This is a genomic window from Stenotrophomonas sp. YJH_SMC_48-3 (assembly GCF_059369375.1).
Genome location: NZ_JCAFSQ010000005.1, coordinates 36,426 through 51,846, shown reverse-complemented (window position 1 = coordinate 51,846; position 15,421 = coordinate 36,426). Strand labels below are relative to the sequence as shown.

General features: G+C 66.5%; 14 protein-coding genes. All 14 read left to right on the top strand.

The annotated features are described in order from the left end of the window. The first annotated feature begins 33 nt into the window (after window positions 1-33). Window positions 34-819, top strand: a complete 786-nt coding sequence (gene flgG / locus AC5P65_RS09485; RefSeq protein WP_101765416.1) for a flagellar basal-body rod protein FlgG — start codon at window positions 34-36, stop codon at window positions 817-819. A gap of 22 nt (window positions 820-841) precedes the next feature. Beyond that, complete coding sequence (gene flgH / locus AC5P65_RS09480; RefSeq protein ID WP_019659618.1) at window positions 842-1,534, top strand: flagellar basal body L-ring protein FlgH; 693 nt, start codon at window positions 842-844, stop codon at window positions 1,532-1,534. A 2-nt stretch (window positions 1,535-1,536) separates the two neighbouring features. Further along, window positions 1,537-2,673, top strand: a complete 1,137-nt coding sequence (locus tag AC5P65_RS09475; protein WP_019659617.1) for a flagellar basal body P-ring protein FlgI — start codon at window positions 1,537-1,539, stop codon at window positions 2,671-2,673. Between the two features lies 1 nt (window position 2,674). Beyond that, window positions 2,675-3,874: a flagellar assembly peptidoglycan hydrolase FlgJ gene (flgJ, locus tag AC5P65_RS09470; RefSeq protein ID WP_495215542.1), complete on the top strand. Its 1,200-nt coding sequence runs from the start codon at window positions 2,675-2,677 to the stop codon at window positions 3,872-3,874. A gap of 8 nt (window positions 3,875-3,882) precedes the next feature. Beyond that, window positions 3,883-5,763, top strand: a complete 1,881-nt coding sequence (gene flgK / locus AC5P65_RS09465) for a flagellar hook-associated protein FlgK (protein ID WP_021201758.1) — start codon at window positions 3,883-3,885, stop codon at window positions 5,761-5,763. After that, window positions 5,760-6,962 (top strand): flagellar hook-associated protein FlgL, encoded by a 1,203-nt coding sequence (gene flgL / locus AC5P65_RS09460; protein ID WP_111104201.1) that lies wholly within the window; start codon window positions 5,760-5,762, stop codon window positions 6,960-6,962. Before flgK ends, flgL begins: the two co-directional genes overlap by 4 nt. A 395-nt stretch (window positions 6,963-7,357) precedes the next feature. Continuing rightward, window positions 7,358-8,575, top strand: a complete 1,218-nt coding sequence (locus AC5P65_RS09455) for a flagellin (RefSeq protein ID WP_005416451.1) — start codon at window positions 7,358-7,360, stop codon at window positions 8,573-8,575. Between the two features lie 72 nt (window positions 8,576-8,647). Further along, entirely contained in the window at window positions 8,648-9,838 is a 1,191-nt protein-coding gene (locus AC5P65_RS09450; RefSeq protein ID WP_111104205.1) for a flagellin, read from the top strand. A gap of 86 nt (window positions 9,839-9,924) precedes the next feature. Continuing rightward, the gene (locus AC5P65_RS09445; protein ID WP_206621683.1) at window positions 9,925-11,103 is read left to right on the top strand and encodes a flagellin; all 1,179 of its coding nucleotides are present in this window, start codon (window positions 9,925-9,927) and stop codon (window positions 11,101-11,103) included. A 441-nt stretch (window positions 11,104-11,544) separates the two neighbouring features. Then, the gene (gene fliD, locus AC5P65_RS09440) at window positions 11,545-12,963 is read left to right on the top strand and encodes a flagellar filament capping protein FliD (protein ID WP_111104208.1); all 1,419 of its coding nucleotides are present in this window, start codon (window positions 11,545-11,547) and stop codon (window positions 12,961-12,963) included. Window positions 12,964-13,090: 127 nt separating this feature from the next. Then, the gene (fliS, locus tag AC5P65_RS09435) at window positions 13,091-13,507 is read left to right on the top strand and encodes a flagellar export chaperone FliS (protein ID WP_021201753.1); all 417 of its coding nucleotides are present in this window, start codon (window positions 13,091-13,093) and stop codon (window positions 13,505-13,507) included. After that, complete coding sequence (locus AC5P65_RS09430; protein WP_021201752.1) at window positions 13,504-13,797, top strand: hypothetical protein; 294 nt, start codon at window positions 13,504-13,506, stop codon at window positions 13,795-13,797. The genes fliS and AC5P65_RS09430 overlap by 4 nt, the downstream gene beginning before the upstream one ends. Continuing rightward, the gene (locus tag AC5P65_RS09425; RefSeq protein ID WP_019659609.1) at window positions 13,794-14,372 is read left to right on the top strand and encodes a PilZ domain-containing protein; all 579 of its coding nucleotides are present in this window, start codon (window positions 13,794-13,796) and stop codon (window positions 14,370-14,372) included. Before AC5P65_RS09430 ends, AC5P65_RS09425 begins: the two co-directional genes overlap by 4 nt. Window positions 14,373-14,464: 92 nt before the next feature. After that, window positions 14,465-15,097, top strand: a complete 633-nt coding sequence (locus AC5P65_RS09420) for a response regulator (RefSeq protein WP_005413261.1) — start codon at window positions 14,465-14,467, stop codon at window positions 15,095-15,097. Window positions 15,098-15,421: the final 324 nt, after the last annotated feature.

Below are 15,421 nucleotides of genomic sequence, written 5' to 3'. Positions count from 1 at the left end.
ACGCGGCCGGTTTCACCAGACAGGACATCGAAGATGAACCAGGCATTGTGGATCGCGAAAACCGGACTGGATGCGCAGCAGATGCGCATGTCGGTGGTTTCCAACAACCTCGCCAACACCAACACCACCGGCTTCAAGCAGGACCGTGCCAGTTTTGAAGACCTGCTGTACCAGCAGGTGCGCCAGCCCGGCGGCTCTTCGTCGGCGCAGACGCAGCTGCCGACCGGCCTGCAGCTGGGCACCGGCGTGCGCGTGGTAGCAACCGCCAAGAACTTCGAACAGGGTAGCCAGCAGCAGACCGGTCGCGCCCTGGATGTGATGGTCAACGGCCGCGGCTTCTTCGAAGTGCAGATGCCCGACGGCAGCTCGGCCTACACCCGTGATGGCTCGTTCAAGATCAACCAGGACAGCGAGCTGGTCACCAACAGCGGCTACCCGGTGCAGCCGGGCATCCAGATTCCCGAGGGCGCGCAGTCGGTCACCATCGGCAGCGACGGCACCATCAGCGTGAAGATGGCCGACAACGCCGCGTCGGTGGAAGTCGGTGCGCTGACCCTGACCGACTTCGTCAATCCGGCCGGCCTGCAGGCGCGCGGCGAGAACCTGTTCCTGGAAACCACGGCCTCGGGCCCGGCCCAGAACGGTAATCCCGGCCTGAACGGCCTCGGCACCGTGGTGCAGGGGGCGCTGGAAGGCAGCAACGTCAATGTGGTGGAAGAGCTGGTGTCGATGATCGAAACCCAGCGCGCCTACGAAATGAATGCCAAGGCGATCTCCACCACCGACTCGATGCTCGGCTATCTCAACAACAAGATCTGACCGGCCCAACCGGGAAACCGCCATGTCGCCCATTTCCAACTTCGCCCGCACTGCCCTCGCCTGCACCGTGGCCGCCCTGCTCGGTGGCTGCGTGATCGCGGGCGACGTGCGCCCCTACCCGGCGATGGCGCCGATCCAGCCGATCATGCCGCCGCAGGCCGCGCCCACCGCCGGGGCGATCTATGCCGCCGGCCCGACCCTGCAGCTGTATTCAGACCGCCGCGCACGCGATGTCGGCGACCTGCTGACCATCACCCTGCTGGAAAGCACCACCGCGCAGACCAGTGCAAACACCGCCACCAACAAGGAGTCCAACCTGAGCCTGGGCAGCCCGAGCATCTTTGGCGCGCCGGTCACCCTGGGCGGCAAGGACATCCTCAGCGCTAGTGCGGAAGGCAAGCGTGATTTCACCGGCAAGGGCAACAGCGCGCAGAGCAACCGCCTGCAGGGCAGCGTTACGGTCACCGTGATCCAGCGCCTGCCCAACGGCAACCTGGTGGTGCAGGGGCAGAAGAACCTGCGGCTCAACCAGGGCGATGAACTGGTGCAGGTGCAGGGCATCGTGCGCCCTGGCGACATCAGCCAGGACAACACCATTCCCTCCAGCCGCGTAGCCGAGGCCCGCATCGTCTACGGCGGCCGCGGACCGGTCGCGCAGTCCAACGCGATGGGCTGGCTGAGCCGCTTCTTCAATTCCGGCCTGACGCCGTTCTGAGTATGGCCATGAAACTCCTCCCCTCTTCTTCCTGGCAGCGCCGCGTGGCGTCGTTCGTCGCGCTGATGCTGATGGTCGTGGCAGCCCCGGCCAGCGCCGAGCGCATCAAGGACCTGGCACAGGTCGGCGGCGTGCGTGGCAACGCACTGGTTGGCTACGGCCTGGTGGTCGGCCTGGATGGCAGCGGCGACCGCACCAGCCAGGCGCCCTTTACCGTGCAGAGCCTGAAGAACCTGCTCGGCGAACTGGGCGTGAACGTGCCGCCGAACGTCAACCCGCAGCTGAAGAACGTGGCCGCCGTTGCGATCCATGCCGAGCTGCCGCCGTTCGCCAAGCCCGGCCAGCCGATCGACATCACGGTGTCCTCGATCGGCAACGCGGTGTCGCTGCGCGGCGGCTCGCTGCTGATGGCCCCGCTGCGCGGGGCCGACGGGCAGATCTACGCCATCGCCCAGGGCAACCTGATCGTGGGTGGCTTCGGTGCGCAGGGCAAGGATGGTTCCCGTGTCTCGGTGAACGTGCCCAGCGTCGGCCGTATTCCCAACGGCGCCACCGTGGAGCGTGCCCTGCCCGATCCGCTGGCCAACGGCGGCGACATCACCTTGAACCTGCACAACAACGATTTCACCACGGTCTCGCGCATGGTCGCCGCGCTCAACAACGCCTTCGGCGAAGGTGCGGCACGCGCGATCGATGGCGTGACCGTCGCGGTCACCGCGCCGACCGACCCCGGCGCACGCGTCGGCCTGCTGGCGCGCATCGAGAACCTGGAACTGACCCCGGGCAGCGCCCCGGCCAAGGTGGTGGTCAATTCGCGCACCGGCACCGTGGTCATCGGCCAGCAGGTGCGCGTGGGACCCGCGGCGATCTCGCACGGTTCGCTGACCGTGACCATCCAGGAAAACACCAACGTCAGCCAGCCCAATGCCCTGTCCGGCGGCCGCACCGTGGCCAGCCCGCAGTCCACCATCACCGCCACCAACGACGGCAGCCGCATGTTCAAGTTCAGCGGCGGCACCACCCTGGACGAGATCGTGCATGCGGTGAACGCCGTAGGTGCGGCACCGGGCGACCTGATCGCGATCCTGGAAGCCCTGAAGCAGGCCGGCGCATTGAGTGCCGAGCTCGAGGTGATCTGACATGCGCATCAATCCCGCATTCGACCTGCACCCGGCGCAACAGAACGATCCGGCAAGGATCGACAAGGTGGCGCGCCAGCTGGAAGGCCAGTTCGCGCAGATGCTGGTAAAGAGCATGCGTGACGCCAGCTTCGGTGACTCGCTGTTTCCCGGCGAGAACAAGATGTTCCGCGAGATGTACGACCAGAAGATTGCCGAGGCGATGACCCGCGGCAAAGGCCTGGGCCTGTCCAGCATGATCAGCCGGCAGCTGTCCGGCCAGGCCGCCGATGGCCCGGCGCTGGATGCCCGCGTGGATCCGGCCAAGGCCAGCCGTGCTTACCAGCTCAATGCACCGGCCAGGCCGGCACCGTCGCTGCCACTGGAAGACGGCAGCCAGGCGGTGCGCCTGCTGCAGCAGATGGCCGCCGGTGCGCAGCACGGTGCGCAGGCGGCAGTGGCGCCGATGGAGCAGGCCCTGGACCTGATCGCCGGGCGCGAGAGCAGCAGCATGCACCGCTCGCTGGGCACCGACGATCCGTACATCGGCAGCCTGCAGGGCGAGGACTGGGCCGCCAACAGCGACCAGTGGTCGGCCACCGCCAGCAACCGCGGCACCGCGATCAGCCCGGCCGATGCGATGGCGACCCGCACCGCTGTCGCCCAGCTCGGCGAGCACACCCCGGAAGGCTTCGTCGCCAGCATCTGGCAGCACGCGCAGCGTGCGGCCAAGGAACTGGGCGTGGATGCCCGCGCCCTGGTCGCCCAGGCCGCGCTGGAAACCGGCTGGGGCAAGCGCCACATCAAGCACGCCGACGGCAGCACTTCGCACAACCTGTTCGGCATCAAGGCCAATGGCTGGAGCGGCCAGCGCGCCGTAGCCGGCACCCATGAATATGTCGATGGCGTGCGCCGCAACGAGACCGCCAGCTTCCGCGCCTACAGTTCGCCGGCCGAGAGCTTTGCCGACTACGTGCGCCTGCTGAAGACCAGCCCGCGCTACCAGCAGGCCCTGCAGGCCGGCACCGACGTGCAGGGCTTCGCCCGTGGCCTGCAGCGCGCCGGCTATGCCACCGATCCGCGCTACGCGGCCAAGATCGCCGCGATCGCCGGCGGCCCGACCATCGAGCGCGCCGTCGCCGCCGTGGCAGACGCCGGCTCGCGCCTTGGCCAGACCTTCGCCAGCACCGCGACCGCGGCGCTGGGTATCACCCGTCGTTGAGGAACCCCATGTCCAGCGTACTTTCCACCGGTACCGGTGCCCTGCTCGCCTTCCAGCGTGCGTTGGCGACCACCAGCCACAACGTGGCCAACCTCAATACGCCCGGCTACAGCCGGCAGAAGGTCAACTTCGCCACCGCCGATCCGCAGAACTATGGCTACGGCACGGTCGGCAACGGTACCCGCATCACCGACATCCGCCGCACCGCCGACCAGCTGGCCATCTCGCGCCTGCTCGACAGCAGCGGTGAACTGGCGCGCCTGAAACAGCTTTCGGGAATGGCCGACCGGGTCAACGCGCTGTTCTCTGATGCGGCCACGAATGTCTCTGGTGTGTGGTCGAACTTCTTCGACTCGGTCAGTGGCCTGTCCTCCAATGCCTCCGGCACGGCCGATCGCCAGAACATGCTCGATGGCGGCAAGGCCCTGGCCAACCGCTTTGTGCAGCTCAACACCCACCTGAACAACCTCAACAGCGAGGTCAACAACGGCCTGCTGGCCGGTGCCACCGAGGTCAACCGCCTGGCGCAGGAGATCGCGCAGATCAACGGTGCGATCGGCACCAACATCGCCACCGCCGCGCCCGACCTGCTCGATCGGCGCGACCAGCTGATCACCCAGCTGATCGGCTACACCGGCGGCACCGCGGTGATCCAGGACGGCGGCATCATGAATGTCTACACCGCCGGCGGCAACGCGCTGGTGGTGGGCACCACCGCGACCAAGGTCACCACCGTGGCCGACCCGTACCAGCCCGAGCGCCTGCAGCTGGCCCTGGAAACGCAGGGCAACACCATCCGCCTCGACCCGAAGGCAGTAGGCGGCCAGATCGGCGGCCTGATGGAGTTCCGCGACACCGTGCTGACCCCGGCCCAGGCCGAACTGGGCAAGTTGGCTGTCGGCCTGGCCGAGACCTTCAACCAGGCCCATCACCAGGGCGTGGACATGTATGGCCAGCTCGGGGGCGACTTCTTCAACATCGGCAACCCGCGCGTCACCGCCAACAACGCCAACACCGGCACCGCCAGCCTCAGCGCCACCTATGGCGACCTGGGCAAGCTGGACGCGCAGAACGTGGTGCTGCAGTTCGATGGCAGCAACTGGAAGGCCAGCCGGGCCGACACCGGCGCCAGCGTTCCGCTGGCCGGCACCGGCACCGCCGCCGATCCGCTGGTGATCAACGGCGTCACGCTGGTCGTGGGCGGCACCCCCGCTGCCAACGACCGATTCCTGCTGCAGCCCACCGCAGGCGTCGCCGGCAGCATGGAGATCGCCATCACCGATCCGTCCCGGATTGCAGCCGCTGCCGCGGTAAAGGGCGCCGCCGCGACGGCCAACACGGGCACCGGCAAGCTGAGTGGCGTGACTGTGACCGATTCGAGCAACGCCAACCTGCGCAATCCGGCCGCGATCGTGTTCACCTCGGCCACCACCTACACCATCGATGGTGGCCCGCCGCAGACCTACACGCCCGGCCAGACCATCAGCGCCAATGGCTGGAGCTTCGTGCTGGACGGTGCGCCGAAGGTCGGCGACACCTTCAACATCACCCCGACGCCGGCCGGCTCCTCCGACAACAGCAACGCCTCCAGGCTGGCCAAGGTCGAGAGCGCCAAGGCCTTCAATGCCGGCACGGTGACGCTGAACGGCGCGCTGGGTGGCCTCACCACCCAGGTGGGTGCTGCGGCCCGTTCGGCCGAGTACTCGCTGGAAGCGCAACTGGTGATCAACGACAAGGCGCAGGAAGCGCGCGATGAAGTGTCCGGCGTCAACCTGGACGAGGAAGCGGCCGACATGCTGCGCCTGCAGCAGGCCTACCAGGCCGCCTCGCAGCTGATCTCCACCGCCGACAGCATGTTCCAGACCATCCTGGGAGCCGTCCGCCGATGAGCAGCCGCATCTCCACCAGCATGATGTACAACCAGTCGGTGTCGCTGATGATGGCCAAGCAGGCCAAGCTCAGCCACCTGGAGCAGCAGATCGCCACCGGCAGCAAGATCGTCTCCGCAAAGGACGATCCGGTCGGGGCCGGCGCAGCGGTCGGACTGGACCGCAGCCTGGCCGCACTGGAACGGATGAAGCTCAACGCCGGCAACGTGCAGAACCGGCTGGGCGTGCAGGAAAACACCCTGGCCCAGGTCAATGATCTGATGGGGCGCGTCAACGACCTGACCATCCAGGCCAGCAACCCCGCCCTGAGCGCGTCCGACAAGAAGACGCTGATCACCGAACTGAACCAGATCCGCGACGGCCTGCTGTCGCTGGCCAACGCCGAGGACGGCACGGGTCGCTATGTATTCGGCGGCACCAACGACGGCGATCCGCCGTTTGCCAGGATCAATGGCAAGGTGGTCTACCGCGGTGACCAGACCCAGCGCCAGATCGAGGTCGGCCCCGATACCTACGTGCGCGATGCCCTGCCCGGCAGCGAGATCTTCATGCGCATCCCCACCGGCGATGGCTTCGTCGATGGCGGTGCCGCAGCGGGCAACACCGGTAACGGCGTGCTGACCAACATCACCCGCGATGGCAGCGACAGCTGGAACGGGCAGTCCGTCAGCATCCGCTTCACCGCTGCCGACCAGTACGAGGTGCTGGATGGCGCCGGCAACGTGACCGGCACGGGCACCTTCAAGGCAGGTGACAACGTGGAAGTGAACGGCGTGCGGCTGCAGATTACCGGCGCGCCGGCAGCGGGCGACAGCTTCAACGTGAAGCCGGCGAGCAGCCGCGACATCTTTGACACCATGGACAAGCTGATCGCCGCACTGGATGCCGACACCGGCACCACCGCGAAGATGAGCGCCCAGCAGAACGAACTGCAGAGTGCATTGCGTGACGTGGCGCGCGCGTCGGAGCGGATGATCGATTCGCGTGCGGCCGGTGGCGCGCAGCTGAAGGCACTGGACAACGCCGCCGACATGCGCGAAGCCAACAGCGTGACGCTGAAGACCACGCTGTCGCAGATGCGCGACCTGGACTACGCCGATGCGCTGAGTCAGTACCAGTTGCAGAGCACCGCGCTGCAGGCGGCACAGACGATCTTCTCGCAGATGCAGTCGATGTCGCTGTTCAACAAGATCGGCTGACAGCACCCCCGCCTCAGCCCCGAAAGGCCGCGATGCTTGCATCGCGGCCTTTTTCGTTTCCGTGGCCCGTCGCCGCGGAGCATTCCAGACAGCGCTCGGCGGATTTTCCGTGATTGCCCATCAAGCCCGGCCCCACCCCGCCGATACCTTCATCAGCGCTGGTTGGGCCTGCCCAACCGCCCCTTCCGGGTGCGCCTACACGCCCCTTCGGGGTTGGAAAACCCCGGAAAAACAGCCTCCGGCAACGAATTACGATTTCAACGGAATTCACGGCTAAAGGTTGTTGACAAAGCGCCGTTATTCATTTGGCAACGGCGAAGCACACAGCCACACAAAAAAACAGGCGGCGCTTCGCTTCATTCACCAACGGGTTCCATATAAGAGGAGACGACCCCATGGCACAGGTAATCAACACCAATACGATGTCGCTCAACGCTCAGCGCAACCTGAGCACCAGCGGCAGCTCGCTGGCCACCACCATCCAGCGCCTCTCGTCCGGCCTGCGCATCAACAGCGCGAAGGACGACGCGGCCGGCCTGGCCATCAGCGAGCGCTTCACCACCCAGATCCGCGGTCTGGACGTGGCCATCCGCAACGCCAACGACGGCATCTCGCTGGCCCAGGTCGCCGAGGGTTCGCTGAACGAAGTCGGCAACAACCTGCAGCGCATCCGCGAACTGGGTGTGCAGGCCTCCAACGCCACCAACTCGGCCAGCGACCGCAAGGCCCTGCAGGCCGAAGTGACCCAGCTGGTCTCGGAAATCGATCGTGTGGCCAAGCAGGCCGACTTCAACGGTACCAAGCTGCTGGACGGCAGCTTCACCAGCCAGCTGTTCCAGGTGGGCGCCAACGCCGGCCAGGCCATTGCCATCAACAGCGTGGTCAACGCCAAGGCCGATTCACTGGGGGCTGCCACCTTCGCCAACGGCTACACCGGCACCGCGCTGGCGGTGGACAAGGCCACGGCCGACACCACCTACTCCGGCCTGCAGGTCTCGGTCACCCCGCCGGGTGGCACCGCCACCACGGTCACCATCAGCGACTTCACCGTGAAGGCCGGCGAGTCGATCACCTCGGCCACCGCTGCGGCGATCAACAACAAGCTGGGTGAAACCGGCGTGGTGGCCTCGGTCAATGCCGGTGTCATCAGCCTGGCGTCGGTCAAGGATGGCCAGACCTTCGCCCTGGGCGTCAGCGCAGCAACCCCGCCGGCCGGCGTCACCGCCGCGACCATCGCCGGCCTGGGCCTGACCGAGACCAGCACCAACGGCGGCACCCTGACCGGTGCAGCGGCCAGCTTCGTCAAGGACCTGAACGTCACCACCGCCGAAGGCGCACAGAAGGCGATGTCGATCGTCGACAAGGCCCTGGAATCGGTCAACAGCGTCCGCGCCGACCTCGGCGCCATCCAGAACCGCTTCACCTCGGTGGTGGCCAACCTGCAGACCTCCTCGGAGAACCTGTCGGCCTCGCGCAGCCGCATCCGCGATACCGACTTCGCCAAGGAAACCGCCGAGCTGACCCGCACCCAGATCCTGCAGCAGGCCGGTACGGCCATGCTGGCCCAGGCCAACCAGGTACCGCAGAACGTGCTCAGCCTGTTGCAGCGCTGACATGAGCCGCCCCCGGGGCACGTCGGGGGCGTCTGACCCAACTCACGTGCAACCGCTCAAGGACCTCTCCTCATGGCACAAGTCATCAACACCAACACGATGTCGTTGAATGCTCAGCGTAACCTGAGCACCAGCGGCAGCTCGCTGGCCACCACCATCCAGCGCCTGTCCTCCGGTTCGCGCATCAACAGCGCCAAGGACGACGCCGCCGGCCTGGCGATCTCCGAGCGCTTCGGCACGCAGATCCGCGGTACCGACGTCGCCATCCGCAACGCCAACGACGGTATCTCGCTGGCCCAGGTCGCCGAAGGCTCGCTGACCGAAATCGGCAACAACCTGCAGCGCGTCCGCGAGCTGTCGGTGCAGGCCTCCAACGCCACCAACTCGGCCAGCGACCGCAAGGCGCTGCAGGCCGAAGTGACCCAGCTGGTCTCGGAAATCGACCGCGTCGCCAAGCAGTCGGACTTCAACGGCACCAAGCTGCTGGACGGTTCGTTCTCGAGCCAGCTGTTCCAGGTGGGCGCCAACGCCGGCCAGGCCATCGCCATCGACAAGACCATCGACGCCAAGGCCAACGCCCTGGGTGGTGCCCGCTTCGACACCAACGCGCTGACCCTGGCCGATCCGGGCACCAACGCTGACTTCAGCATCACCGGCCTGTCCATCAATGGCGTGGCCATCGCTGACGTCTCGGTCAAGCAGGGCGCCGACGCCGCTGCCACCGGCAAGGCCTCGCGTGAAGCGCTGGTGACCGCGATCAACGCCAAGATCGGCGAGACCGGTGTCTACGCCGAAGTGAACGGCACCGCCGGCGTCACCCTGACCTCGGTCAAGGACAGCGCCAACGCTGATGGCTCGTTCAAGGCGATCACCGCGACCCCCGGCACCTGGGCAGGCAACACGCAGGCGACCTTCACGGCCACTGCCGATGCTGCGGCGCCGGCCGCCAAGTACGCCAGCAACCTGGACGTGAGCACCGTGAAGGGCGCCCAGCAGGCAATGGAAATCGTCGACAAGGCCCTGGGTGCGATCAACAGCACCCGCGCCGACCTCGGCGCGATCCAGAACCGCTTCACCTCGGTCGTGGCCAACCTGCAGACCTCGTCGGAAAACCTGTCCTCGTCGCGCAGCCGCATCAAGGACACCGACTTCGCCAAGGAAACCGCCGAGCTGACCCGCACCCAGATCCTGCAGCAGGCCGGTACGGCCATGCTGGCCCAGGCCAACCAGGTGCCGCAGGGCGTGCTCAGCCTGCTGCGCTGATCCGCGCTCTGCTCGACCTCCGGGCGCCGCATGAAGCGGCGCCCGGCTCCTGAAACACGTCCCACCTTCGCCAAAGGAAAAGCACCATGGCACAAGTCATCAACACCAACACGATGTCGCTGAATGCTCAGCGCAACCTGAGCACCAGCGGCAGCTCGCTGGCCACCACCATCCAGCGCCTGTCCTCCGGTTCGCGCATCAACAGCGCCAAGGACGACGCCGCCGGCCTGGCGATCTCCGAGCGCTTCGGCACCCAGATCCGCGGTACCGACGTCGCCATCCGCAACGCCAACGACGGCATCTCGCTGGCCCAGGTCGCCGAAGGTTCGCTGACTGAAATCGGCAACAACCTGCAGCGCGTCCGCGAGCTGTCGGTGCAGGCCTCCAACGCCACCAACTCGGCCAGCGACCGCAAGGCACTGCAGGCCGAAGTGACCCAGCTGGTTTCCGAAATCGACCGCGTCGCCAAGCAGTCGGACTTCAACGGCACCAAGCTGCTGGACGGCTCGTTCTCCAGCCAGCTGTTCCAGGTTGGTGCAAACGCCGGTCAGTCGATCGCCATCGACAAGACCATCGATGCCAAGGCCGGCTCGCTGGGCACCTCGACCTTCGCCACCGGCGCGACCGCTGCCCTCACCGCCAGCACCGACGGTGCGCGCTTCTCGGGCACGGTGATGGGCGTGGACATCGGTACCGTCGAAGTCAAGGCCGGTGCCACCACCGCCGACGCGTCCAAGGCCGTAGCAACCGCCATCAACGCCAAGATCGGCGAGGCCGGCATCTACGCCGAAGCCAACGCCGACGGCACGCTGAAGCTGAGCTCGGTGAAGGAAGGCAAGGCCGTTGCCACTGCCGACATCGCCCTGATGCGCAGCGACTACGACGCCACTGCCAAGACCTGGGGCACTGCGGCCGCCGCCGGTGCCTACACCGCCGCTGCTGACACTTCGGCCAACGTGCAGAAGCTGGACGTGAGCACCGTGCTCGGCGCGCAGCAGGCCCTGGAAGTGGTCGACAAGGCCCTGGGTGCGATCAACAGCACCCGCGCCGACCTCGGCGCGATCCAGAACCGCTTCACCTCGGTCGTGGCCAACCTGCAGACCTCGTCGGAAAACCTGTCCTCCTCGCGCAGCCGCATCAAGGACACCGACTTCGCCAAGGAAACCGCCGAGCTGACCCGCACCCAGATCCTGCAGCAGGCCGGCACGGCCATGCTGGCCCAGGCCAACCAGGTGCCGCAGGGCGTGCTCAGCCTGCTGCGCTGATCCACGGCAAGAAGGCGCCGCTACCGTCGAAGTGAATCGACGGTAGCGGCAACCTGGAAGCCATGGTGCTCGAAGGCGCGGGCCATGCCCGGCCCGGGAAACCTCCCGAACCGGCTCGGCATCGCCCGCTCCTGCGGACCTCTCTTTCAGCGCTGTACCTTTGACTGTACGTACCGGGCGGCTTCGTCTCCCCCCGATTGTCAGTAGCCTGATCCCTCCCCTGCATTGGGGGAGGGCTTTTTGCAGACCCCCGGCAGCCTGCGGTGAATGTCCCCGCACCCTGCCCCAACCCTCCTGCAATCTGCGTGCCAGAACCTGCGGCAGACCATTGGCACGGCGCATGCATCAACGAAGTCCTCAAGACCCAGCGGCGCAGGCCGCTATTTTCGTTGACGACGGGCCGCCGCACGACGGCCAGGCCCGGATACCAGGAGAAACGACGTGGCAGACTTTGGATACGGTGGCATTGGCTCGGGGCTGGACATTTCCAGCATCGTCAACCAGCTGGTCGCAGCTGACCGCAAGCCCGCCGACAATGCGCTGAACCTGCAGCAGTCCAAGGCCAAGATGCAGCTGTCGTCGATCGGCACCGTTACGGCGGCCTTCGACAAGCTGAAGACCGCGCTGACGGCCCTCAAGGCCACGACGGCCTTCGATACCCGCACCGTCACCGCCACCGGCAAGGCCGGTCCGAACAATGCAGATGATGTGCTGACAGCGTCAGTCGCGTTGTACGACGTGGGCACGACCAAGGCAGCGGCCTCCAACGGCACGCACCAGGTGGAGGTGAAATCCCTCGCCACGGCACACAAGCTGATCGCCGATACCTCGGTGCCCAAGACCGACACCTTCGGTGCCGGAACCTTGACGCTGACCGTTGGCGTGGGCGACAAGGCCAAGACCATGAACGTGACGGTGGAGGACGGCGACACGCTGACCACCATCCGCAACAAGATCGATGCCGCCGGGCGCAAGGAAGGCGTGCAGGCCACGCTTATCAGCTCGGGCGACAACCAGTATCTGTCGATCGCCCAGGAAAAGACCGGAGCCGCCAACGCGATCAAGCTGGAGTATGCCGGCAGCGACCCCAAGCTGGGTGCACTGGTAGGCAGCCTGAAAGAAAACACGGCCGCTGCGGACGCCGAACTGACCATCGACGGCGTCAAAGTGGTCAGTGCCAGCAATACGGTGACCGATGCAGTACCTGGCCTGACCCTGAACCTGAAGGTTCCCGGCAAGAGTACCGTGGTGATCAGCACCGACACTGCCGCCGCGACCAAGGTCATGCAGGAATTCGTGACCGCCTACAACGCGGCGATCGCGGCGATCAACACGGAGACCAAGTACGACGCCAAGACCAAGGAAGCCGCCACCCTGACGGGTGACGCGCAGATGCGCGGCGCCTCCAGCCAGCTGCGTTCGATGATGTCGAGCGTGTTGAAGGAGCTCTCGGCCGACGGCCTGGATCCGAAGGTGCTGGGCCTGCAGACCCGCGGTTATCCCAACGCCGACGGCAGCCTCGTTCTCGATACCACCAAGTTTGCCGCCGCACTGGCCAGCCAGCCTGAGAAGATCCGCTCGGCCATCACCGGCGACACCGGCGGTGCTGGCACCCTGTACACCATGGTCGACGGCTATGTCAGCACCACCGTCGGCAAGGAAGGGGCGTTCGTCGCCCGCACCAAGGGCCTGAACACCACGCTGGACAACATCGACAAGCGCCGCAAGGACCTCGACACGCGCATGAAGAACGTCGAGGAACGCTACAAGAAGCAGTTCCTGGCGCTCGACAGCCTGATGGGCAAGCTGCAGCAGAGCAACACCGCACTGCAGCAGCAGCTGGCACAGCTGAACCGCTAAGGACGGCGTGCAACGCTCAAGTTTGGCGTGGTTCGCACCGATAACGGACGCAACAGCAATCAACGCCGCACCGCCGGCCACGGTCCCCACGACCACCCGACGGCACCCAGCGCAAGGAGAATCACGAATGTACGGTTCCAGCCGTCAATATGCCGAGCAGTACCGCCAGGTAGGAGTGACCAGTGCGGTTGCCGACGCCGATCCGCACAAGCTGGTGGCGATGCTGCTGGCGGGCGCGCTGGAGCGCGTACGCCGTGCCCAGGCCAGTCTTGAGCGTGGCGACCAGGCCGGAAAGGGCAAGGCGATCGGCGAAGTCTGCGCGATTGTCGGCCACCTCAACGGCTCGCTGGATCACGAAGCCGGCGGCGAGATCGCCGGCAATCTGTCGGCACTGTACGACTACGTGTTGCAGCGCCTGACCGAGGCCAACCTGCACAACGACCGTGCCGCGCTGGATGAATCGCTTCAACTGCTGGGCGAGATCGACAGCGCCTGGAATGCGATCCCGCAGGAACAGCGCCGGCCGGCCGCGGTGGCGCCATGAGCCTGCACGAACTGCACGCCCAGCTGGATGCCTTCGAGAAGGCCCTGGGCGAAGAGTCCCTCGACCAGGCCGACAGCCTGCTCGACGGCCACGACAGCACGCTGCATGCGCTGCTCAGCCAGCCGCTGGCCGCCACCGACCACGCACCGCTGGCTGCGCTGTTTGATCGCCAGCAGAATCTGCTCGGCCTGCTGCGCCAGCGCCGTGATGCGGTGGCAGCACTGATGAATGACGGCCAGCGTTCCCTTCGCGCAGCGCATGCCTACCTGCAGGCAGAATCGCTGGCATGACCCAATTGCCGACCACGTCACTGCACCACCCGGCTGAAAGCGAGCTGTTCGACGAGACGCTCAGCTGCGAGCTGGCCCTGCCGGCCGAGTTCCAGGCAGGCAGCGCGGCCGGTCGCACCAGCAGCGCCGAAGGCCTGCTGCGCAGCCTGGCGCTGGTTGAAGACAGCCGCGTTGACGAACATGACGACCGCAATGAGGCCAGCCTGCAGTTGCAGCGGCTGGAGGCCAAGCTGGATCTGGCGATGGTGCTGCTCGGCCGGCTCGTACGCCAGCAGGGCCAGGAACTGACCCTGCGCCCCGTGCGCTGGTCGCGCCGCGGCATCCGCCTGCAGCTGGGCCCACGCAGTGGCGCCAGCCCCGGCCAGGCCGGCGTGGTGCGCCTGCAGCCCAGCGATTGGCTGCCCGACCATATCGACCTGCCGGTGGAAGTGATCGCCGAAGCGGCGGACGGTGGTGGCGGTCACTACCTGTGGCTGCGTTTCCAGCGTCTTGGCGATGGCCTTGAGATGGCAATGGAGCGGCACTTGTTCCGCCTGCACCGCCGCCAGGTGGCCGAGGCGCGCCGCGCCCGCTGAAACCTGCCACCATAACGCTTTGCGGGCAAGCCTTGGCGCGCCCGTTCAGCTAAGTTAAGGTGGACTCCCCTACACGGATCTGTTGCGTGCCTGTGCGAGTTCTCATCGTCGACGATCACACCCTCGTCCGCGCCGGCCTGGCGCGGCTGCTGCAGGGGTTTGCCGACGTGCAGCTTGTTGCCGAGGCCAGCAACGCCGAGCAGGCACTGCAGCTGGCCCTGCAGCACGCACCGGATGTGGTGCTGATGGACCTCTCGCTGCCGGGCCGCACCGGCCTGGAAGCACTCAGCGACATCCGCCTGCGCGCGCCCGGTACCCGGGTGGTGATGATGACCATGCACGACGATGCCGCTCACGTGCGCGATGCGCTGGATCGGGGCGCGGTCGGGTTCGTGGTCAAGGATGCGGCACCGCAGGAGTTGGAACTGGCGCTGCGCGCCGCGCACGCCGGCCAGGTGTTCCTGAGCCCGCAGATCTCCGCCAAGATGCTGGCACCGATGCTGGGCCGCGAGAAGCCCACCGGCATCGCCGCGCTGTCGCCGCGCCAGCGCGAGATCCTGCGCCGCATCGGCAAGGGTGAGAGCAACAAGGAAATCGCCGCCGACCTCGGCATCAGCGTCAAGACGGTGGAAACCCACCGCGCACGCATGATGGAATCGCTCGGCTGCCGCCGCGCCAACGATCTGCTGCTGCTGGCCGCGCGCCACCAGCACGAGCTGGAGTAAGCGCGAGCCTCGGCGGCGCGAAACGATGGCTGGGTAGAGTGGGCTGTTGGTAGAGTCGACTGCCAGTCGACTTGCGCGCGGAGCGCGGGACTTTTCCTTGGTCTGATCGGAGAGCAGTCGACTGACAGTCGACTCTACCGGTGATCGTCTCTATCGACAGCCGACGCAGCCAACCCGCACCCAGCGACGAATTCCCGTCGCCCTGACACTCCCCGACAGGAATCCGTACACGGCGCAGCCCGATCAATCCGGGCCTTGCACCGGAAATCAGCAACTTAGCAGCGATCATCGTCAACAATCCGCGTCGATGTAGGGAATACCCCT

Bases quoted from the DNA above. Each gene is read 5' to 3' on its own strand.
- flgG (WP_101765416.1), top strand. From the start codon at position 34: ATGAACCAGGCATTGTGGATCGCGAAAACCGGACTGGATGCGCAGCAG.
- flgH (WP_019659618.1), top strand. From the start codon at position 842: ATGTCGCCCATTTCCAACTTCGCCCGCACTGCCCTCGCCTGCACCGTG.
- AC5P65_RS09475 (WP_019659617.1), top strand. From the start codon at position 1,537: ATGGCCATGAAACTCCTCCCCTCTTCTTCCTGGCAGCGCCGCGTGGCG.
- flgJ (WP_495215542.1), top strand. From the start codon at position 2,675: ATGCGCATCAATCCCGCATTCGACCTGCACCCGGCGCAACAGAACGAT.
- flgK (WP_021201758.1), top strand. From the start codon at position 3,883: ATGTCCAGCGTACTTTCCACCGGTACCGGTGCCCTGCTCGCCTTCCAG.
- flgL (WP_111104201.1), top strand. From the start codon at position 5,760: ATGAGCAGCCGCATCTCCACCAGCATGATGTACAACCAGTCGGTGTCG.
- AC5P65_RS09455 (WP_005416451.1), top strand. From the start codon at position 7,358: ATGGCACAGGTAATCAACACCAATACGATGTCGCTCAACGCTCAGCGC.
- AC5P65_RS09450 (WP_111104205.1), top strand. From the start codon at position 8,648: ATGGCACAAGTCATCAACACCAACACGATGTCGTTGAATGCTCAGCGT.
- AC5P65_RS09445 (WP_206621683.1), top strand. From the start codon at position 9,925: ATGGCACAAGTCATCAACACCAACACGATGTCGCTGAATGCTCAGCGC.
- fliS (WP_021201753.1), top strand. From the start codon at position 13,091: ATGTACGGTTCCAGCCGTCAATATGCCGAGCAGTACCGCCAGGTAGGA.
- AC5P65_RS09430 (WP_021201752.1), top strand. From the start codon at position 13,504: ATGAGCCTGCACGAACTGCACGCCCAGCTGGATGCCTTCGAGAAGGCC.
- AC5P65_RS09425 (WP_019659609.1), top strand. From the start codon at position 13,794: ATGACCCAATTGCCGACCACGTCACTGCACCACCCGGCTGAAAGCGAG.